The following is a 21,839-nucleotide window of genomic DNA, read 5'->3' on the forward strand; positions in this document are numbered from 1 at the left end:
GATACAACGTACCGATCGACCTGCACATTCCCGGTGGCGCAACCAGCCCGCCCCCATGACCCCAGCCGCGAAACTCAAGCTTCAAACGGTCCAGACCAGGGGAGCAGAGCACAACCCCAAGGACTCTCGCTATGAACAAGGGACGACCGGGGCGCAGGTCAAGGTCAACCGCATGTTGCGGCTGTTCCACGGCGACGAGGTGGACCGCGTGATCCGGGAAATAATCCGACTTGGCGGTACCGTAGCGCGCAATCCGGCGACCGATCTGCTGACGATCTGCGGCGAATTCACCACTTCCGTCGTTGTCGCCTGCTGCCGCGAAACCACCGCAGGCGGCCTGCGCTGGAAAATCCGCTTCGATACGGGACTTAGCCCCGACATCACCATCGCCATCCGGATGGACCGAACGCACACCGCCGCACTCGACTATGACCTGCTGCCCCAATTCGAGATGCGGCGCAAACCCCTGGGGCTTGCAGAGGAGAATGGCCTGATGCTGGACGCTTTCCGATTTCAGACGCTGGATTTCTTCTTCGACATCGGCCGGCGGGTTCCGGTTGCTGAGGTCGCCCCATGGTGAGCGAGGTCAAGACGCTGAGCGAGGTACGGACCATCCCGATTTCCGCAATCAGCGTGAAAAACCCGCGCGAACGCTCGGAAAAGACCTTCCGCGCACTCGTGGACAGTATCGGAAAGGTCGGGCTGAAAAAGCCGATCACCGTTGCCCGGATCGATGGTGAGGCAGGCGTTTCTTATCGGCTGGTCTGCGGTCAGGGCCGGATGGAGGCTTATGTCGCCCTTGGGGAGACCCGTATTCCGACCATTGTCATGGACGCTGACGAAGCAGAACGGCTTCTGCGCAGCGTGATCGAGAACATCGCCCGGCGCCAGCAGCGGCCGCCCGAGCTTTTGCAGGATATCGCAATCCTGCGCGACCGGGGCTATTCGGACCATCAGATCGCGGACAAGACCGGGCTGTCCCTGGCTTATGTCCATGAAATCGGCGCGTTGATCGCCAATGGTGAGGAACGATTGCTGATCGCGGTCGAGACCGGCCAGATGCCTTTGGCCAGGATGGCCTCGCGCATGACGGTTCATGCTGGCGAGGAGGATCCGCTCCAGCGCGCCGGGCGCGGTTTGCGGCACGCCGGTCACCTGGCGCGCTCTACGGGCAGCGGTCGCATTCGCGCGGCCACGGGTCCATTTTGCAACCGGAGGCACGGCGGCGGCGGCGACTTCGGTGAGCGTGATACGGATCACATTCGGACGCTGGACCAATATACGGCAGGCCAGATGCCCGGGCCGGAATGCGCGATTGCTGTGCCCTGAAAAACTGACGCGGGTGTTCTCATGGGGTTCGGGAACGAATTGATGGGCTGCAACGAAAATGATCAGCCGGAGCCGCCCCCCAAGAGCGGTCCGAGACAGCGCATCAGGGCATCGGCCCACGCGACTGTCGCGACAACACGGTTGGGTGGCCACTGGTCATCCGTTGCAATCGCCAGGGCGGTGAAACCTTCCTGCCAGTTTCTCCCACGCCAAAGCAGACATTGACCGCCAGGGCGCTCTGTCTGCACCTCGAACGCGCTGATGCGAAGCCAGCAGTGCCCCCGGTCGACTGGCAGCTTCGGGTCGGCCTCGGATATCCCGGCAGCGCGCCTCCCCTTTTGTTCGGGGAATTCGGCGCTGGCCTTCGGGCCACAAACAAACACCTGAACGCGGTGAGCTGAATGCCAGCGTCGCTGCGATCCCGGTCCAGGATGCATCAGTCCGGTGCTGCGGGATGACATTCCGCAAGCCGTGCCGCCAGATGCGGCCACAGCCGAACGGCTTTGCGGCACCCTGCCGGGCACTCGCCATCGCTGCCTCTGGTGCCAGTGCAATCCTTCCCTTTGCGCAATTTCGTCAGCGGTTCAGGGCCAGGCCCCATGCCGGGAATGCAGGCCTCTCAGCATGAGATGCATCTGGAGCGGCGGCGGCGGGGGTGACGCCAATCCAGGGCGGTTCTGGTCAGTGATGCAGAAAAAAATTACAAATAACGTATGATTTTCTGATACTTCCCTGGTCCATTCCCCGTCCCGCCCCTGTTCAGGCCGCTCAATTGCAAGGAGGGTTTCCTACGCGTCCACACAATCAGACAGACCGTGATCAAATTAACTCATAAATCCGACAATTTGGCATGAATGATTGCCTTCTGGGCATGATCGCGTTCAGGATTGCGAAAAAAGAAGAACGTTCGGGTGTGAGCAGGTGGTTTCAGGGGGTCGTCGTCAGGCCATCTGATTTTTGTCAGGGTTAACGTTTTGCGACGACGTTAACGCGACTGCGTTTCATCCGGCTGTAGTGTGTTGTGTACGGGAGCCGGCTTATGGCCTTCGCATTTGGTGCGATTATTCGGACCGCCTTTTTGGTCCTCGGCGTTTCTGCGGGGCTTGCCCGGGCGGATCTCGCGCTCAACATCACCGATATCGGCTATGATCCCGTCCCGGCCGGAGGCGAAATTTCCTATACGGTGCGGATCGCGAATGGCGGCAATCTGAGAGAGCCAGCCGACACCGTCACCTTCTCAATCCCGCCGCAAACTGTCTATCTGGGCACCAGTGGCGGCCTGCAAAATTGCAGCCCCGCGCCCGAAGTCACCGGCCCGGCATCGGTCACCTGCGATGTCCCCTCGCTTGCCCCGCGCGCGGCGATCAGCGGCGCGGTCATCCTGCGCGCGACAACGGCGGATATCCTCACCTTCACCGGCGCCATCAATACGGCAGGGCTCACGGTCTCCGAGACCACAACCGTCACCGAGGGCGCCGATCTCTCGCTTGGGCTGAGCGGGCCGGTGGTGGTTCAGGCAGGCGCCTATGCCACGATCACTGCCACGGTGACCAATCTTGGCCCCTACAGCGCCAATGGTGGCCAGTTCCAGATGAGCCTGCCGAGCGGGTTTTCGGCCAGTGGTGTCGTGCTGCCGGCGGGCTGTTCGATATCCGGCGCGCTGATTACCTGCGTTCTGCCGGGCCCGATCCCGGTCAATGGCGTGCAGAGCCTGGATTTCACCACCCAGGTGATTACGGCCAATGATTCCTCGATCTCGGTTGCGGGCTCTGTTGTGCCCCTGTCGCCGCCCGATCCGAACCTCAGCAACGATTCCGCCAGCACCCTGATCCGGATCAATCCCGGCACCGATGTCGCACTGAGCAAGAGCCGCTCGCCCGCCGGTCTGGTTTTTGCCGGTGATACGGTGACCTTCACCCTGACGCCGCGCCATGCGGGTCATGCGCCGCTTGATGCGGTGATCACCGATACCGTGCCCGCGAATTATACCGTGACCGGCGCCTTTGCCGCAGGCAGCGGCTGGACCTGCCCGGCTCCGGCGGGAAATCTGGTCAGGTGCAGCTACAGCAGCGCGACCCCTGATCCGGCGGGCTATAATGCCCCGATCACCATTACCGCCACCGCGAACACCGCGACGACGGCGGGCAGTCCTGTGGTCAATACCGCCTCGATCTCATCGACCACCGATGTCATTCCCGACAATAACCAGGCCTCGGATGGCGGCACTGACATCGCCGTGCCGCAGACCGACCTGATCGCCCGCAAATCCGGGCCGCCCCATGCGCTGATGGTGGTCGGAAATCAGTATGACTGGCAGATCTGGACCGAGAATGACGGCAATATCCCCTTTCTCGGGCGGCTGATCTTCACCGAACATCTGCCTGCCGGGTTGCGGGCCGATGCCATTGTCACGCCCGCCGGCCTTGGCTGGAGCTGTGATTTCACGCCGCCCGCAACCGGGCCGCGAACCATCATCTGCCAGACCGATTACTATATGACCCACCCGCTGCCCGTCGGCGGCAGGACGCAGGCGCTGGCGGTGCGCACCACTGTCCTCGCCGAAGGCAATATCTCAAATGGCCTTACGGTCGGGTTCAACGGCGAGAATTACGGCGACCGCGATCTGAGCAACAACACCGTCTATACCGGCGGAACCGCTGGCGAGGGGCCGCGCATCGCGGATCTCTCATTGCGCAAACAGGTCACCAGCACCGGGCCCTATGTCTCGGGCGATCCGGTCTCTTTCGCCATCGAGATCATCAACAGCGGCAGCGCCGGGGCAGAGGATGTGGTTCTGCTCGACCGGTTGCAGGATCTCTATTTCGCGACCTCCACCACCACGGCGACCACGCTGGACAGCATTCCTGCGGGGATGACCTGCAACGTCACCCGGGGCGCGGCGTTTTACAGCGATCTGCGCTGCGACATGGCGGCGCTGCCTGTCTGTACCGCCGGGACCGATTGTCCGGTGCTGCGGCTGACCGTTCTGGCCGGGGATGACGGGGCAAAGGTCAATACCGCGCAGACCTATTCCACCTCTACCCCCGATCCGGGCTATGGCAATAACGAGGCCTCAGCCGGCTATGCCATCACGCCGCGCTCTGACGTGACGGTCGAGAAAACCGCGTCGCATCCGGATGGGGCCTCGCTTCCGGCGGGTCAGCCGATCATTTACACGATTGCGGCGATCGTGCCTGGCACCGGGCTGTCGCAGGCCGAAAATGTCCAGATCGTCGACAGCCTTCCCGCCGGGCTCCGGATCATCAGTGTTACGCCAGGCCAGGGCAGCTGTACGCCGGTGACCGCGCTGAGCAACGGCCTCACCACCGCCGGTTCAACCGTGACCTGCGCGCTCGGGACCATTCTGAACGGCAGCCGCCAGTCGGTCACCATCAATGCGGTCCCCTCGACTTCGGTGATGAACAGCCGGGTGACCAACAGGGTGGTGATCAGCACCTCCACGCCCGAGATCGACACGACGAATAATGACGACGAGATCTCGCATAATATTCTGCCGCCCTCGCTGGATCTGGTCATCAACAAGACCGACAGCAAAGACCCGCTGGAGCTGAATGACGCAACCGTCTACACGGTCTCGGTCAGCAATACCGGCCCGTCTGAATCCTATGCGGTGGTCATCACCGATACGCTTCCCGGGGTGGGGATGCGGCTTGATGCGATCCGCAGCCTGACGCCCGGTCTGAGCTGCACCCCGCAGGGCGGTGCTGCGATCGGCGCGGCGGGCGGGCAGATCCTCTGTGCCATCGACCACCTGGGCGTCGGCGCCCGCGCCACGTTCGAGGTCGTGATGACCGGCACGATCCGGGGCCGCTGGACAAACAGCGCCCGCGTCACTTCGGCCGAAGCGGCCTATGACCCCCAGGTCAATAACAGCGCGACCCAGACCACTTCGGTCTTTGAACGGGCCCATCTGCAGGTGACCAAGACCGCGTCAGAGGCCACGCCGGATGTGCTGGAGAGTTTCGACTGGATCGTGACGGTGCAGAACCAGCCAGGGATCGGGATCGGCCTTGCCGAAGAGGTGGTGCTGCGCGACAGCCTGCCTGCGAATATGATCATCACGGGGCCGCCGGTCCCGACCGCCGGCAGCTGTGACGGCCAGACCGGCGGGCGCGATATCATCTGTATCCTGCCCGATCTTGCAGCGGGTGCCGGTGTCACGATCCGGATTCCGGCGCGGGCGACGGTGGTCTCGGCCAATCCGCAGCCCTTCAGCAATACGGCGCATGTCGAGACGATCTCCTTTGACGAGGCCTCGGGTCATAGCGGTACGGCGAATGTGAATGTGCTCAGCACCTCGGTTTCGGGGACGGTCTGGCGCGATTTCAACGAGAACAGCGCGCGCGATCTGCCACAGGATGCAGGGGTGGGCAGTGTGACCGTGACGCTGACCGGGCGCGACCTGCTGAACAATCCCCTCACCCGGACGGCTGTGACCACCGCCGGCGGCGCCTATTCCTTCACCCTGCTGCCGCCGGGCACCTATGATGTGAGCTATACCCTGCCCGGCGGCGGGCTCTATACGGTCGGGTCGGCGCTCCCGTCCGGTGCCGGGGGCGGCACCGGGGGGATCGGGTCCCGGACCATCACCGGCATCACCACCACCACCGCAGCCCCGGCCATCAGCAAGGATTTCACGCTGATCCCCGTGCCGCAGATCGCGCTTGCAAAACAGGTCGCGGCGCCTGCGCTGCAGCCCGATGGCAGCTATCGCCTGACCTATACGCTGCGCCTGCGCAACAACAGCCTCGAGCCGGTCACCGGCGTTCAGCTGCGGGACATCTTGCAGCCGAATTTCGGCACCTGGGTCGCCTCGGCGCCACAGCCGTCCCAATATACGGTCATCTCGGCCACGACTTCGGGCAGCGGTGTTGCACTGACCCCCAATCCTGGCTTCACCGGCCAGACCGAGACTTTGCTGATCAGCAGTGGCACCATCCCGGCGCAGACCACGGCGACGGTTCAGCTGATCCTGCATGTCAACCCGCCAGTGCCGCGCCCGGGGTCTACCCTCGTGCTGGTCAATAATGCAAGCAGCGCTGCGACCGGCCAATGGTCGAACCGCGCTCTCTCGGACAATTCAAACAATGGCGCCACCCCGCAGCCGGGGGTTCAGGGCCCGACCTCGGTCACGCTGACCTTCACTCCGGCGATCCGGCTGACAAAGACGGCGGATATCACCGGTCTTTCAAACCCACCGCAGCCGGGGGAGTGGATCGGGTACACCTTCACCGCCACCAATTCGGGCAATACGCCGCTGCTGAATGTAACGGTCACGGATCCGATGACCGATCTCGAATGGCTCACGAATACCTCCGTGCCGCTGCTGGCTCCGGGGGCCAGCACTGCGGCAGGGCAGTTCACCGCGCGTTATCAGCTGAAACAATCCGATATCGAGACTGGTCGGATTTCAAACACCGCCACGACTGTCGGGGCCTGGGCGCAGAGCCAGGTCGCCGGCGGCCCATTGCGGACCGTCTCGGCGGCAAGCACCGCAAATGTGACCACTCTGGCCCGGCCCGGGCTGAGCGTGGTGAAAACCAGGGTCTCGGATACGATCCAGACCCCGACGCGCGTCGGCGATACGATCCGCTACAGCTTCGTGATCACCAATACCGGCAATGTGGCGATCCGCAATCTGGTGCTCAGAGATGTGCTGACCGGGATCGCCCCCGATCCGGCCACGAGCTTCACCATCGGGACATTGCCCCCCGCGACTGTCGGCGCGAACAGTGTCACGGTCTATGCGAATTACACCGTCACCCAGAATGACATCGACGCGGGCGTGGTGGTAAACACCGCCACAGCTGCGGGGATTTACACTGCCGGCGGCCTGCCGGTCAGCGCCGCCTCGAACGAGGTTCGGGTGCCCCTGCATCAGCAGAATCTGATGCGGGTGACAAAACTCGCCACGACGGTGCCGGCGGTGCCGGTGCCCGGGAATTCCGTCACCTGGACCATTTCCATCGAGAACCTCGGCAATACAAGGCTGCGGATCGGCACCATCGCAGAGCCGCTGGCGCGAACCACGGTCTCCGCGCCCGAGCTGGCAGTGCTGGACCCGGGTCAAAGAACCACCGCCACCGCCACCCATACGCTGGATCAGGCCGAAATCGACAGTGGCGAGGTGCGCAACCAGGTCACGGTTGCCGGCACGGTCCCGGTCTCGGGCAGCGCTTTCCCGAATACGCCGTCGGGGAATGACCCGGTCAGCCCGAATACCAATCCGACGCTGACACCGCTGCCCGCGCATCCTTCGGTTGCGCTTCTGAAAGAGCTGATCACGGATACCAGCGCGGCGATGATGCCCGGCGACGGGATCAGCTTCCGCTTCACCATCCGCAATACCGGCAATGTGACGCTGGACGCGATCACGCTGACCGATGATCTGGCGGGCGTCACACTGGATGCCGCAGCCCTGACCGGCCTGCGGCTGGCGCCGGGTGCCACTGTGGGCGTGACCGGGACCTATGCGCTTTTGCCCGCCGATATCGAGGCAGGCGGGCTGACCAACAGCGCCCGGGTCGATGCAACAGATCCGCATGACACCGGGGTCTTTGACCGCTCGGGCACCGGGTTCGACAATGATACCCCGACCCCGGTGACGCTTTTGCGCAGCCCTTCGGTCGCCCTGGTCAAAACCATCGCCACAGCGCCAACCGCGCCGGTCCGCGCGGGCGATCAGATCCAATACGCTTTTGAGATCCGCAACACCGGCAATGTTGCGCTCCGCAATGTCGCGATCAGCGAACTGGTGGCGGGCGTAACGCTTTCGGGCTCCAGAGCTTTGCCGCTTGCGGTTGGGGCCACTGACAGCACCAGCTTTACCGCGCGCTATAGCCTGACCCAGCCTGATATCGATGCGGGGATCTTCACCAATGAGGCGCGGGTGACCTCGGTGGCCAGCGGCCCTGCCGGAACAGATGTGCCGGTCACGGCGGAGGCAGAGGCCGATCTGGCGATCGCCGCCGCTCCGGGCCTGACCATTTTCAAGACGGCGGATGTCTCCGGCGTGCAGAACCCGACGGTTCTGAATGATGAGATCATCTACAGCTTTACCGTCACCAATACCGGCAATGTGACGATGACGGATGTGACGGTCACGGATCCCTTGCCGGGGCTGAATTTTACCGCCGGCAATGTCATCGCGCGCCTTGCGCCCGGGGCGGCCCAGGCCGTGACCCTGAGCGCGACTTATGCGGTTGATCAGGATGACATCAATCTGGGACGGGTCGACAACCAGGCCTCGGTCTCGGGCAGCTATTTCGATCCTGCGGGCGGCGGCACGGCGACCCTTCCGCCGGTCTCGTCAGGTCCGGTGCGGGTTGATCTGCACCAGAATGCGCAGATCGGGCTTGAGAAGCGCGTCACCTCGACCCTGCCGGTGCCGGTGCTGGCCACGACCCCGGTCACCTATGGCTTCACGGTGACCAATACCGGCAATGTCACGCTGACCGATGTGCGCGTGACCGAGGCGCTCGCGGGCGCGACCGTTTCGGGCGGGCCGGTCACTCTGGCGCCCGGCGCTTCGGACAGCACCAGCTTCACCGCAAGCTATACCCTGCTCCAGACCGATATCGAAAAGGGCCATCTCGACAATACCGCCGGAGTTTCCGGCATCAGACCGGGCGGGGGCCGGGTCGCGGATTCCGCCGACAACCAGCTGCCCCTGCCGCAGGTGCCGGAGATCGGGCTTGAGAAAGCCGCGAATATCTCGGGCTTTGCCGATCCTGCGGCCCCGGCCGAGGGCGACGAGATCCGCTACAGCTTTGTCATCCGCAACACCGGCAATGTGATCCTGACCGGGATCACCCTGACCGATGCGGGCCTGACATTTGATGCCCCGATCCCGGCTTTCACCCTGGCTCCGGGCGGGGTGAGGGTTTTCGCGGATGTGGGCGGCCATGTCCTGACCCAGGCCGAGGTCAATACCGGGGTCTACACCAATACCGCCAGCACAAGCGGCAATTGGGGTGCAGATGGTCCGGTCCAGGATACGATTGCGGATGATGATACGATCAATACCCCTCTGACGCCGGCGCCGGGGATCGACCTTGTGAAGGTGATCGACCTTGCGAATTCGACGCTTTCGGTGCCGCCGCAGGCCGGGGATGAGGTGCATTATGCCTTCACCGTGACCAATACCGGCAATGTCAGCCTGACCGGTCTGACCCTGACCGACCCGCTGACCGGGATCCTGGTCACCGGCAGCATCGCTCAGCTTGATCCGGGGCTCGCGGACAGCACCTCGTTCAGCGCGCGCTACACGCTGACGCAGGACGATGTGAACAGTGGATCGGTGGTCAACCAGGCCACAGTGACCGGCACCTGGGGTGTGGATGCGGGGGGCGTGCCGCAGACTGTCTCGGATCTGTCGGGAACCACCATTGGCACCGATGGCGACACAGTGCTGCCGATCACACGGACGCCCTCGCTTTCAGTCGTCAAATCGGCCGCGCCTGACCTGCAGGATCCGCCACGTCCGGATGATCTGATCACCTATAGCTTTGTTGTGACCAATACCGGCAATGTCACCCTGACCGGGGTGCAGCTGGACGATCCGCTGCCCGGCCTCACCTTCGGCCCTGCCGGCAGCCTGATCGCCAGGCTTGAGCCGGGCGCCTCGCAGGCGGTCACGCTGACCGCGACCCATCCGCTGACCCAGCAGGAGATCGAGGCGGGCCAGGTCGTGAACACCGCCACCGCCGAAGGGATCTTCACCGATCCGGTGACGGGGGCGGTCACCGATGTCGATACCGTCTCGAACACGATCACGGTGCCCCTGCGCCGCCTGCCAGAGCTGACAGTGGTGAAAACCGCCACATCGGCGATCAGCACCCCTGCGGTGCCGGGCGAGCAGGTCACCTATACGATCACCGTCACCAACAGCGGCAATGTGCTGATGACGGGTGTGGTGGTTGATGACCCGCTGCCACGGCTGACCCCCGGCGCGTTCACCATCGGGGATATGGCGCCGGGCGAAGTCGAGGTGCTGACCGCGACCTATAACATCGACCAGGCCGATATTGATGCGGGCGAGGTGGTGAACCAGGCAATCGCGACCGGCGGTTTCGGCGGCACGCCGCAGGTCTTCCCCTCGGGGCCAGATACATCCGGGCCAGGCGTGACCATGGTGCCTGTGCCGCAGGAGCCGGGGATCGCGCTGGTCAAGACCGCCGATGCGGCGGCCGTCAGCGATCCGGCGGTGGTGGGTCAGGAGATCCGCTACAGCTTTACGATCCGCAACACCGGCAATGTCACCTTGCGCGATGTTTCGGTCGCCGACCCGCTGCCCGGGCTGCAACCCGGCAGCCTGACCGCCGGCGTGCTCGCCCCCGGCGCCAGCATCACGGTCGGCCCGGCGATCTACCGGATCACCCAGAGCGATATCACCGCCGGCGCAGTGACCAACCGCGCGCTGGCCAGCGGCACCTGGGGGCCACCCGGCAACCCGGGCAGCATCGACACGTCTTCGGTCACCGATACCGGCGTGGATGGCCCGACCGTTACCCCGATCTCGGGCGTGCCGGCAATTGCGCTGGTCAAGGCGCTGGCCCCCGGCCTCGATCCGGCCAGCCTGCGGCTTGGGTCCGAGGTCGTCTGGGTCTTTACCGTCACCAATACCGGCAATGTGCCGCTGACGGGGATCACAGTCACCGAGACCCTTGCCGGCGCCACGGTTTCGGGCGGGCCGGTCAGCCTTGCCCCCGGGGCCAGCGACACCGCCAGTTTTACCGCGCGCTACAGCGTGACGCAGCCGGATCTGGATGCAGGTTTCATCCTGAACCAGGCCATCGTGACCGGCGTCTTCGACACTGGCACCGGCACGCCGCAGCCTGTCACCGACCGGTCGGGCACGACGATCAGGGACGATGATCCGACCCGCACGCCGCTGACACAGCAGGGCGCGATTGACCTGGTGAAACGCGCCGATCTCTCGGGGCTCAGCGCGCCCCCTGTGGCGGGAGATGTGATCCGCTACAGCTTTACCGTGACCAATACCGGCGCGGTGACGCTTGCGAATGTCGTGGTCAGCGATCCGATGCCGGGTCTTGTGCTGACCGGCACTGCGATCCCGAGTCTCGCGCCGGGGGCATCGAACACGGTCAGTTTCAGCGCGAGCTACACGCTGACGCAGGCAGACATCAACAGCGGCAGCGCCATCGAGAACCAGGCCGAGGCGACCGGCACCTATACCGATGGCGCCGGGAACCCGCAGACCGTCCGCGACCTCTCGGGCACGGAGGCCGGGACGGACGGGCCCACCATCGTCAATCCGCCGCGTGTCAGCGGGCTTACTTTGGTCAAGACCGCCGATACCTCGGGCATTTCCAGCTCGGCCCAGGTCGGAGAGGTGATCGTTTACAGCTTTACCCTGACGAATACCGGCAATGTCACCCTTAGCGATGTCGCGGTGAATGACCCGCTGCCGGGCCTGCACTTCAGCGGCAATCCGGTGGCAAGTCTTGCGCCGGGAGCCAGCGTGGTCGTGACCGGGCGCTATGCGCTGACCGAGGCCGATATCCGCGCCGCCGAACGTGAGAATACCGCCACGGCAAGTGGCATCTGGGTGCCTGTGACCGGCGCGCCGGTGGCGGTGCCGTCAGGCCCGTCTTCGGTGACGGTGCCGCTTGGCTACCCGCTTATCGGGTTCAGCATCACCGTCGGGGATCTGCGCGATGTGAACGGGGACGGGATCATGGGGCCGGGTGATCAGGTTCTTTACCGCTTCGAAGTGATCAATAACGGCACTGTGGCACTGCAGGATGTGAACCTCGATCTTTCGAGCCTGTCGCTGTCGCTGCCGGGGCTGAGCTGTCAGCCGGTCACGCTGGCGGTGGGCGCGCGGGCGTTCCTTACCTGCACCGGCAATGCCTATACGATCACCGCCGCAGATGTGGCATCGGGCACAATCACCCTTGCCGGCGATGCGACCGGAATGTCGGATGCCGGCATCCTGGTCCGCGACCATTCCAGCGCGCCGGCGGTTGCCAATCTCGGCCAGGGCGGTCTCGTGGTTGAGAAGCTTGCGGGCGTCCAGACGGCGATGGTCGGCGATCTGGTGCCCTATACGATCCGGATCACCGGATCACCGGATGGCGTGCCGGTGACGCTGCGGCTGAGCGATACGCTGCCGGCGGGCTTCCATTACCGCGCGGGGACGTCGCAGCTGGACGGGGTTGCGGTCGAGCCGGAAGAAAACGGGCGGCGGCTGGAGCTGCCTGCGGTCACGGTGGCGCCTGGTCAGGTGCGGGTCTGGACGATGCGGGTTCTGGTTGGCTCTTCGGTGCGGCCGGGCAGTCATACGAACCGTGTTCTCGCGGTAAACCCTGTCACCGGCGCCCCGCTTGCACCGGAAGCCACAGCTGCGGTGCGGGTTCTGGCAGATGCGGTTTTTCAATGTGCGAGCGTTCTGGGCCGGGTGTTTGATGACACGGATCAGAATGGCGATATGAGCAAACATGCCGAAGAGCGCGGGCTGCCGAATGTGCGGCTGGTGGCGCCGAACGGGGTGGCGATCACCACGGATGCGCATGGCCGCTTCAATGTGCCCTGTGCGGCGCTGCCGCGCGCGATCGGGTCGAACTTCATGCTGAAGGTTGACGAGCGCACGCTGCCGGCGGGGTACCGGATGACGACCGAGAACCCGCGTGTGGTGCGGCTGACGCCGGGCATGATCACCCGCATGGACTTTGGCGCGACGATGGCGCGGCTGGTGCGGATCGATCTGGCGGCCAATGCCTTCGCCCCCGATGCGCAGGGCCGCGATGCGATGGTCCAGGAACTGACCAGGGGCCTGAACGCGCTTGTGACCGAGATCCGGGGCAGCGGTTCGATGCTGCTGATCACCTATGTGCTTGCCCCGGGCGAGGCAGAGAAGCTGGCGAAACAGCGGCTGCGTCTGGTCGAAAAGGCGCTCCGGAATCTGTGGTCGCGTCATGGCAGCTACAAGTTGAATATCGAGACCCTTGTTCAGAGGGCAGGAGCACCACAATGAGGCAGACCGGTCTGAAATCCCCCGCCCTTCGCGCGGTCCTTGCCGGCGGCGTTGCCCTTTCCGCCCTGGTCTTTGCGGGTCAGGGCCGGGCGCAGGATGCCTGCCGGGCGGATGGCAACAGGCTCGACACCGACTGCCTGCATTACAATGGCGGGACGGTGGTCAGCCGTCCGGTGCAGCCCAATGTCACAAACGAGCCCGCGCCGCCTCTGGGCGAGATCGGGTTCTCGATCTCGATCGACGGGGTCTCGGCAGGGCAGGGCGCGGAGCGGCGCACGATTGCGGGCGCTCCGGCGCGGCCGCAGGAGCTGCGCGAGATCGACCGTCTGCTGGATATTGCGGGCGTCGATCTGACCTATGACGGGCTGGGCGCGCGGCCGCGCCTGGCGGTGGCCACCCGCGATCTGCGTCAGAGCTTTGTGCCGGGCGAGGTTGTGACCTTCCGGGCGTCCTCGAACTACCCGGCCTGGATCGCGCGATCCGAGGTGGTGATCACCGATACGCGGGGGCGTACCGTCGCCGTGGTGCCGATTGCCGCCAATGGCGAGGCGGGCTGGACCATGCCGGCCGCCAGCGGGGATGACAGCGACAATGGCGAATATCTCTACTTCCTGCGCGCCAGTGACAGCGCCGGGCGGCGGGACGAGACGCGCAGCCTGGTGCTCGCGCGCGCGGCCAGCCGCCTGCCGACCGATCTGACCGGCCCGGTCACTGCGGCAGGCGAAGGCGAAGACATGACGGCGCGGCGCGGCATTCCGGTGACGGGCGGCGCGATCACCGTTTCGGGCCATTCCCCCGCCGGTCAGCCGGTCAGGGTCCTGGGCGAGGCGGTGCCGGTCGATCCCTCGGGCAATTTTGTGGTGCAGCGCATTCTGCCGCCCGGCACCCATGCGGTGGCGATCTCGGTTGACGGGCGGGCGATGGACCGCTCGGTCACCATCGAGCGGTCGGAATGGTTCGCCACCGGCATCGTTGATGTGACGGTCGGGCGCCACGAGGGTGAGACCTGGAAGCTCGGGCGTATTGCGGGCTTTGCCCAGGGCACGCTGGCCAATGGCACCCGGATCACCGCCTCTGTCGACACGCAAGAGGAGGAGCTGCGCGATCTCTTCCGCAATTTCGGCCGCAAGAATCCCGATCAGACGCTGCGCTCGATGAAATCCGAGGATGTGTTCAACACCTTCGGCGATGACAGCCAGACGTCCGAGCTGGCGCCCTCTTCGGGCAAGTTCTTCCTGCGCGCTGAGAAAGATGGCTCCTATCTGCAATGGGGCGATTTTAAACCGCTGGAGGACCAGAATCTGACCGTGCGGACCGAGCGCGCGCTTTATGGGGTTTCGGGCGAATACCGCTCGCTCGACGTCACCCCGGACGGCGAGGCGAAGCTGCGCTTTACCGGTTTTGCCGCCCAGGCCGACAGTCTGATGCAGCGCGATGTGATGCGCGCGACGGGGGGCTCGGCCTATTTCCTGTCGCATCAGGACATCCTGTCCGACAGCGAAAGCATCTGGGTCGAGATCCGCTCGCGCACCACCGGGCTGGTGGTCGAACGCCGCCGTCTGACGGAAGGCACCGATTACCGCATCAATGCGGTGCAGGGCGTGGTGATCCTGAACGCGCCTTTGTCGGCAACGGCCGGGGGCGACGGTCTGGTGACCAACAACCCGCTCGGGGATTATGACGTCAATCTGGTCGCGCAATATGAATATGTGCCGACGACCGGCAATGTCGACGGCTATACGGCGGGGCTGCGGGGCGAGACCTGGGTGAATGACCATCTCCGCCTTGGCGCCTCGGTGCTGCGCGAGACCACGGGGCTGGCCGATAATGAGCTGGGGGGGGTCGATATCCTCTTGCGTGACGGCGAGAGCCGCGAGCTGTCGCTGGAATATGCGACCAGCGAAGGGCCGGGATTCGCCTCGAATTTCTCGCTCAATGGCGGGCTTGATCTGGAACCGTCGAACCCGAGCTACGGGCTGCCGGGGCTGCGCGCCGATGCCTGGCGGATTGCGGCCAGGACCGACCTGGCCTTTGCCGGTCTCGATGGCGAGATCGCGGCCTTCTATGACCGCAAAGAGGCCGGGTTCTCCTCGCCCGATGACAATATCCAGTATGATCAGGAGGCCTGGGGCCTGTCGGGCCGGGTGGCGATTTCTGCCCGCACCGAACTGACCTTTGGCGGCGAGGGGATCCGGGATGACAATGGCCGGCGCGAGGAAAAGGCGCGGATCGGCTTTGCGCACCACCTTGATACGGCCTGGAAGCTCGAGGGCGAGATCGCGCATGACAATCGCGATGCCAGCGGCCGGCCGGAGGACTACGGCAAACGCACCGATGCGGCGCTGCGCCTGACCTGGACGCGCGACGAGGATCTCTCGGTCTGGGGCTTTGGCCAGGCGACGCTGGCACATGACGACACGCGGCGCGATAACGGCCGGATCGGGGCCGGCTTTTCGATCCGGCTGAGCGAGCGCAGCACCCTGCTGGCCGAGGCCTCGGGCGGCAGTCTTGGCGGGGCCGGACGGCTGGAATTCGGCTACCGGCCGAATGACAATACCACCACCACCATCGGCTACCGGCTGGATCCGCTGCGCCGCTATGATACCGGCAGTTTCTCGGGGCGCGACAAGGGCAGCCTTGTCTTCGGCGCCACGTCGAAGGTGAATGACCGCTGGTCTTACCTGTCGGAAACGACCTACAGCGCCTTTGGCACCAGGCCCTCGCTGACTTCGGGCTACGGCGTGAGCTATACGCCATCCGAGCGCTGGATCTATGACGGCACGCTGCAATTCGGTGAAAGCCGCGAAGAGGATGGCAGCACTCTGGAACGCCGCGGTCTCTCGCTCGGGCTGCGCTACAATGAGGCCGATGCGATCTCGGCGGGTCTGCGCGGTGAATGGCGGCGCGAGACTTCGGATCGCCCCGGCAATGCGCTGGACCGCGACACCTGGCTCATCTCGGGCTTTTATGAGACGAAGGTCTCGGAGGACTGGCGGTTTGTCTCATCGGTGGATGCGGTGATCTCCGACAGCGATCAGTCCTCGTTCCGCGATGGCCGCTATGTCGAGGCGCGCATCGGCTATGCCTGGCGCCCGGTGGAAAATGACCGGATCAACGCGCTTTTCAGCTATACTTACCTTCATGACCTGCCCGGTGCGGATCAGGTGAATATCGACGGCAATGTCGACGGCCCGCGCCAGAAAAGCCATATCCTGAACGCCGCCGTCAGCTGGAAGGCCGACCCGGTCTGGACGCTGGCCGCGAAATACGGCTACCGGATGCGCGAGGCCGCCGATCGTGGCAGCAATGACTTCACACGCTCCGAGGCGCATCTCGCCGTGCTGCGCGCCGATTACCACATCGTCCATAACTGGGACGTGATGGCCGAGGTCCGCGGCCTCTGGACCCCGGGCTCCAACACCACCGAGAAAGCCGCCCTCCTCGGCATCTACCGCCTCTTCGGCGACAATATCCGCGTCGGAGGCGGCTATCTCTGGGGCGAGGTCTCCGACGACCTGCGCAAAATCGACAGCCCCGACAAGGGATACTTCCTCAATATCACTACGCAGTTCTGAAAGCCCGGCGGCGAGAAATGGCAGATCACTTGATAACAGTTATCAAGCCTGCCATGATGCGCGCAAAGCAAGGGGAGGCCGCGATGATCAGTGCGGATCTGGGCACGCAATTGGAGAGCTTCGTGGCGAAGCTGGTCGAGACCGGTCGCTACAACTCCAAAAGTGAAGTGCTGCGCGAGGGGATCCGGCTGATCCAGGAGCGCGAGGCACGGCTGGCTGTCCTCGATCAGGCCATCACGCGGGGCCTCGCCGAGGCAGAGGCCGGGCGGGTGACACCTGCCCGGGAGGTCTTCGCGCGGCTTGAGGCGAAGTATCAGGTCAGGGGTGGCGCGACGGAATGATCGTCGAGATCACTGCCGCAGCCGAGGCGGATCTGGAATCCATCGGCGATTATATCGCGCGCGACAATCCCGCGCGGGCTGTCGCCTTTATCCGCGAGCTTGGCCGCAGCTGCCTTGAGCTGGCAGAGCATCCCGAAGCCTGGCCGATTGTGCCCCGCTACGAGGCCCATGGCATTCGCCGCCGGGTGCATGGGCGCTATCTGATTTTCTATCAGCTCCATCCCGGCCGGGTCACGGTGCTGCATATCCTGAACGGCGCGATGGATGTCGAGGCGATCCTGTTCCCGCAGGGCTGAACCGGCGCGGGACATTCCCTGGCGCTCTGCACAATCCCGCGCCAGCTGTGGTCGCAAAGCGTCCCATGGTCAGGTTCCTGGTCATGCGCCCCCGGTTGCGGCCATCGCCACAGCGGGAGGCAGGATCATCGTCCCGCACAGATCGGGACCCCGGGCCGGATTTCTGCCCCGGCGGGGCTGGTCAGGTCAGCAGCCCGCCCGTTTCAGGGCGATAGCTGCGGGTGCAAGGCGCGCCGGGGAAGGCCTCGTTCTGCCCGACGAGCAGCATGGTCAGCCGCAACCGGTCACGCAGCATCAAACGCGCCTCGACAATCTCTTCGCGGATCAAGGGCCGGATGCCTTCGGTCGGCTCGTCCGGCATGACAAGGCGTGGCGCAGTGCAAAGGCTGCAGGCCTGCGCGCGGAACTGTTGCTCACCCCCCGACACTATACCGCCGGGGCAATCGTCGCAGAGGCGGGAAAAGCGCGATCATGTCTTCGGCCCTGAACGAAGATGGCCCGCCCGCGACACAGGCGGCCTGCAAATTCTTGCACACGGTAAGGCGCGGGAAGATCCGAAGTCCCCGACGCACATTGCCCAGCCCGTCCGCGCCCGCTGATGCCCCGGCAGGCGGGTCGCGGGTGTGGCCGTGACGCAGCCATGACGAGCTTACCCCTTAACGGGAATGAAGTGAGAGACCTCTCCAGCGAAACCTGGCCAGGATCGAGGCAGCGGCCCAGGACTGTCAGAGGTCTGGCCCCCCGATCTTCCGCCTCAAAAGGAGCCGGAAGGCCGGAAGATCAGCGGGTTTTCGGGTGGTTCAGCCTTTTGATGCCACTTCGCCGAAATAGCGGGCGGTTTCGGACAGGAAACCCTGGCCAAAGCCGCCATCCGTCAGGCTTTGCAGCGCACCATAAACGCCGCTTGCCGTCTGGTGACCGGCAGAGACGTCTTCGGCCATCTGGACATAATAACTCAGATCCTTATGGGCGTTCGAGATGAAGAACTTCATCTTCGAATTGTCACCCTCCAGCAGGAAGGGGCTGACCCGGTCGAATGCCGCGCCATAACCGCCGCCTTTCGCCAGAACCTCGGTGAAGATTCCGGGCGAAATACCGCCGCGCTCGGCACAGGCCGCCGCTTCGCCGATCAGCGTCACCATGCCCAGCGAGCAGAAATTATGCAGCAGTTTCAGCTTGTGGCCGGCCCCCGGCCCGCCCGCATGGAAGATGTTCTCGGCGAAGGTTTCCAGCAGCGGGCGGATCCGCGCAAAAAGCTCCGGATCCGCGCCGACCAGCAGGTTCAGGCGCCCGGCCTCGGCCTCGAGCGGCGTGCGGGTCATTGGCGCATCCATGAAAAGTGCGCCGGCGGCCTCGGCCTGATTCGCAATCGCCTCGGTCGAGCTCGGGATCGCGGTCGAGCAGTCGATGATGACCGTGCCCTTTTTCACCGTTTTCAGGATGCCGTTCTCACCCAGAAGCACGTCTTCGACCTGAGGCGTCCCGGAAACGCAGAGGATGATCACTTCGGACGCCGCCGCCAGATCATGCTTGTCAGCGAATTTCGCCGCGCCAAAGCCGATGAGATCGCTGCAGTCCTGGTTGCCCGGATGGTCAAGGAACCCAAGCGCCCAGCCCTTGGAAACCACGTTTTTCGCGATGCCATGCCCCATCAGGCCGACACCGATAATTCCAGCTTTGAGATTGCCCATGAACCCCTCCTCAGGCCAGAGCGCGGCAGATCGCATCTGCCATTTCAGTGCATTTCGCATGGCCGCCCAGATCGCCCGGGACAGTTTCGCCCGCCGCCAGCACGCGGCCAACGGCGCTTTCGATCCGGGCACCCGCCTCGGTCAGACGCGCATCACCTTTGCGGTCGCCCAGCCAGCGCAGCATCATCACCGCCGACAGCACGCTCGCCACCGGGCTTGCGATATTCTGCCCGGCAATATCCGGGGCCGAGCCATGCGCGCCCTGGAAGAGCGCGTAATCATCGCCGATTTCACCCGAGGGCGAGATCCCCATGCCGCCCACAGTCGCGGCCCCCAGATCCGAAATGATGTCGCCGAACATATTCTCGGCCACGATCACATCGTAGAAATCGGGGCGCTTCACCATATGAACGGTGATAGCATCGGCATAGGCATAGTCGATGCCGATATCGGGGTAGCCCTGATGCACCTCGTCGCAGATTTTGCGGAAGAAGGCATAGCTGCGCAGGATATTCGCCTTGTCGCAGACCGTGACCCGCGACTTGCCGTCACGCGGCGCGCCATTGCGCTTTTTCGCCAGATCAAAGGCGAATTTCGCCACGCGCTCGGTGCCCTTGCGGGTGATTACCAGGCTGTCCGAGGCAAATTCATCGCGCAGGACCACACCCGCGCCCCGGCTGGCATAAAGCCCTTCGGTATTCTCGCGGATGATGACGTAATCAATGCCGCCGCCGTCAAAGGCACGCAGCGGTGACAGCACGCCCGGCAGCAGTTTCACGGGGCGCACATTGGCATAAAGGTCGAGCCGGAACCGCAGTCGCAGGTGCAGGTCATTGCCGACTTCCGTCCCGTCCGGATAGACGACGCCCGGCAGACCGGCAGCCCCGTGCAGGATCGCATCAGCGGACCGGCAGGCGGCATAGGTGTCGTCGGGCAGCACATCGCCCGTCTTGACATAGTGACCGGCACCGCCGTCAAACATCTGGAAGTCCAGCAGATTTTCACCAACCGCCGCTTTCAGCACCCTGATCGTGGCCTCGGTGATCTCGGGGCCGATACCGTCACCGGCAATGGTCGCAATCGTGTAATTGGTCATGTTGCAGATCCCCGTCGCTTACCAGTTGGTCGCGATATATTTGGCTTCCATGAATTCGAGCATCCCGTGATGCGCGCCTTCGCGGCCCAGCCCGCTTTGCTTGACGCCGCCAAACGGGGCTGCCGGGTCGGAGACCAGACCGCGGTTCAGCGCCAGCATCCCGGCTTCCAGCTTTTCTGACACCCGCAGACCACGCGCCAGATCTTGCGTGTAGACATAGGCCACCAGGCCATATTCGGTGTCATTGGCGCGGCGAATGGCTTCTTCTTCGGTGTCGAAGGTGTAGATCGGCGCAACCGGCCCGAAGATCTCCTCACGCGCGAGATCAGCCGTGTCGGGCACATCGGCCAGAACGGTGGCCGGGTAGAAATAGCCCTCGCCTTCAATCGCCTTGCCACCGGTGGTCACGCGTGCGCCTTTGGCCACCGCGTCATCGACCAGTTCGCCGACCTTTTTCACCGCAGCGGCATTGACCAGCGGGCCAAGATCGGTGGTTTCCTCGGCGCCCGGGCCAACCCGCAAGGCCGCCATGCGTTCGGTCAGCCGGCGGGTAAACTCTTCGACCACACCGCGCTGTACATAGATGCGGTTCGCCGCCGTGCAGGCCTCGCCGCCATTGCGCATCTTGGCAATCATGGCGCCCTCAATGGCCGCATCCAGATCGGCATCATCGAAGACGACGAAAGGCGCATTGCCACCGAGCTCCATCGAGGAATGGATCACCTGATCGGCGGCCTTGCGCAAAAGCACCCGGCCCACTTCGGTCGAGCCGGTGAAGGAGAGTTTGCGCACGCGCGGATCATCCAGCATCGCGTTCACGACCTGGCCGGTGGTCGAGGTGGTCAGCACGTTTACCACCCCATCCGGCACGCCTGCTTCCGCGAGGATCGCGGCGACGGCATAGGCGGTCAGCGGCGTCTCGGTCGCGGGTTTCAGCACGCAGGTGCAGCCAGCGGCCAGCGCCGGCGCGATCTTGCGGGTCGCCATCGCGGCGGGGAAGTTCCAGGGCGTGATCAGAAGCGAGACACCAATTGGCTGATATTGCACCAGAATCCGGTTCGCGCCCGAGGGTGCCACGCCCAGATCGCCATGGCCACGCACGGCCTCTTCCGCGAACCAGCGGAAGAACTCGGCGGCATAGGCCACTTCGCCGCGGGCATCTTTCAGCGCCTTGCCGTTTTCCAGCGAGATGATACGCGCAAGCGCTTCGCCGTCGCGCACCATCAGCTCCCAGCATTTCCTGAGGATCTCGCCGCGCTGGCGGGCGGGGGTGGCGGCCCAGCCGGCAGCAGCTGCGGCGGCTGCGTCAACTGCGGCGATGGCATCTTCGGGCGCGGCATTGGCGACGGACCCCAGAACCGACCCGTCGGAAGGGTTGGTCACATCGATCCGGGTCGGGCGGGCGCCTTCGCGCCATTTGCCGCCGATGAAAAGGTCGGTCGGCCAGGATGTCTCGGGGGGGGTGTTGTCTTGGGTCATCTTACAGTCCTCA

The 21,839-nt window shown here is 64.5% G+C and carries 10 protein-coding genes; 6 read left to right on the forward strand and 4 right to left on the reverse strand.

Annotated elements, in window-relative coordinates; all coding sequences use genetic code 11:
- The 6 genes from JC607_RS11935 to JC607_RS11960 all read left to right on the forward strand — a co-directional run.
- Nucleotides 1-580 (forward strand): hypothetical protein (locus tag JC607_RS11935; RefSeq protein ID WP_233092878.1); only part of this gene is annotated, 580 nt, incomplete at its 5' end.
- Nucleotides 574-1,329, forward strand: coding sequence for a ParB/RepB/Spo0J family partition protein (locus tag JC607_RS11940; RefSeq protein ID WP_198837154.1), 756 nt, complete (start codon nucleotides 574-576; stop codon nucleotides 1,327-1,329). The genes JC607_RS11935 and JC607_RS11940, both read left to right, overlap by 7 nt.
- A 1,039-nt stretch (nucleotides 1,330-2,368) precedes the next feature.
- Nucleotides 2,369-13,348 carry an SdrD B-like domain-containing protein gene (locus JC607_RS11945; RefSeq protein WP_198837155.1) on the forward strand — a complete coding sequence of 3,660 codons (10,980 nt, stop codon included), beginning with the start codon at nucleotides 2,369-2,371 and terminating at the stop codon, nucleotides 13,346-13,348.
- The gene (locus JC607_RS11950; protein WP_198837156.1) at nucleotides 13,345-16,923 is read left to right on the forward strand and encodes a hypothetical protein; all 3,579 of its coding nucleotides are present in this window, start codon (nucleotides 13,345-13,347) and stop codon (nucleotides 16,921-16,923) included. The genes JC607_RS11945 and JC607_RS11950 overlap by 4 nt, the downstream gene beginning before the upstream one ends.
- Before the next feature lie 83 nt (nucleotides 16,924-17,006).
- On the forward strand, nucleotides 17,007-17,264 hold the full coding sequence (locus tag JC607_RS11955; protein ID WP_198837157.1) for a type II toxin-antitoxin system ParD family antitoxin: 258 nt from the start codon (nucleotides 17,007-17,009) through the stop codon (nucleotides 17,262-17,264).
- Nucleotides 17,261-17,560 carry a type II toxin-antitoxin system RelE/ParE family toxin gene (locus tag JC607_RS11960; protein ID WP_198837158.1) on the forward strand — a complete coding sequence of 100 codons (300 nt, stop codon included), beginning with the start codon at nucleotides 17,261-17,263 and terminating at the stop codon, nucleotides 17,558-17,560. Before JC607_RS11955 ends, JC607_RS11960 begins: the two co-directional genes overlap by 4 nt.
- 181 nt (nucleotides 17,561-17,741) lie before the next feature.
- Here the strand turns inward: JC607_RS11960 and JC607_RS11965 are convergent, their stop codons facing one another.
- From JC607_RS11965 to JC607_RS11980, 4 genes are all read right to left on the reverse strand, one after another.
- Nucleotides 17,742-17,987: a hypothetical protein gene (locus JC607_RS11965; protein ID WP_198837159.1), complete on the reverse strand. Its 246-nt coding sequence runs from the start codon at nucleotides 17,985-17,987 to the stop codon at nucleotides 17,742-17,744.
- Nucleotides 17,988-18,360: 373 nt separating this feature from the next.
- On the reverse strand, nucleotides 18,361-19,251 hold the full coding sequence (locus JC607_RS11970) for an NAD(P)-dependent oxidoreductase (RefSeq protein WP_198837160.1): 891 nt from the start codon (nucleotides 19,249-19,251) through the stop codon (nucleotides 18,361-18,363).
- A 10-nt stretch (nucleotides 19,252-19,261) separates the two neighbouring features.
- Entirely contained in the window at nucleotides 19,262-20,347 is a 1,086-nt protein-coding gene (locus JC607_RS11975) for an isocitrate/isopropylmalate dehydrogenase family protein (RefSeq protein WP_198837161.1), read from the reverse strand.
- Nucleotides 20,348-20,365: 18 nt separating this feature from the next.
- A complete protein-coding gene (locus JC607_RS11980) occupies nucleotides 20,366-21,826 on the reverse strand; it encodes an NAD-dependent succinate-semialdehyde dehydrogenase (RefSeq protein ID WP_198837162.1) in 1,461 nt (486 codons plus the stop codon).
- Nucleotides 21,827-21,839: the final 13 nt, after the last annotated feature.

Origin of the sequence: Paracoccus sp. IB05, assembly GCF_016405985.1 — a bacterium.
Classification (GTDB): domain Bacteria; phylum Pseudomonadota; class Alphaproteobacteria; order Rhodobacterales; family Rhodobacteraceae; genus Pseudogemmobacter.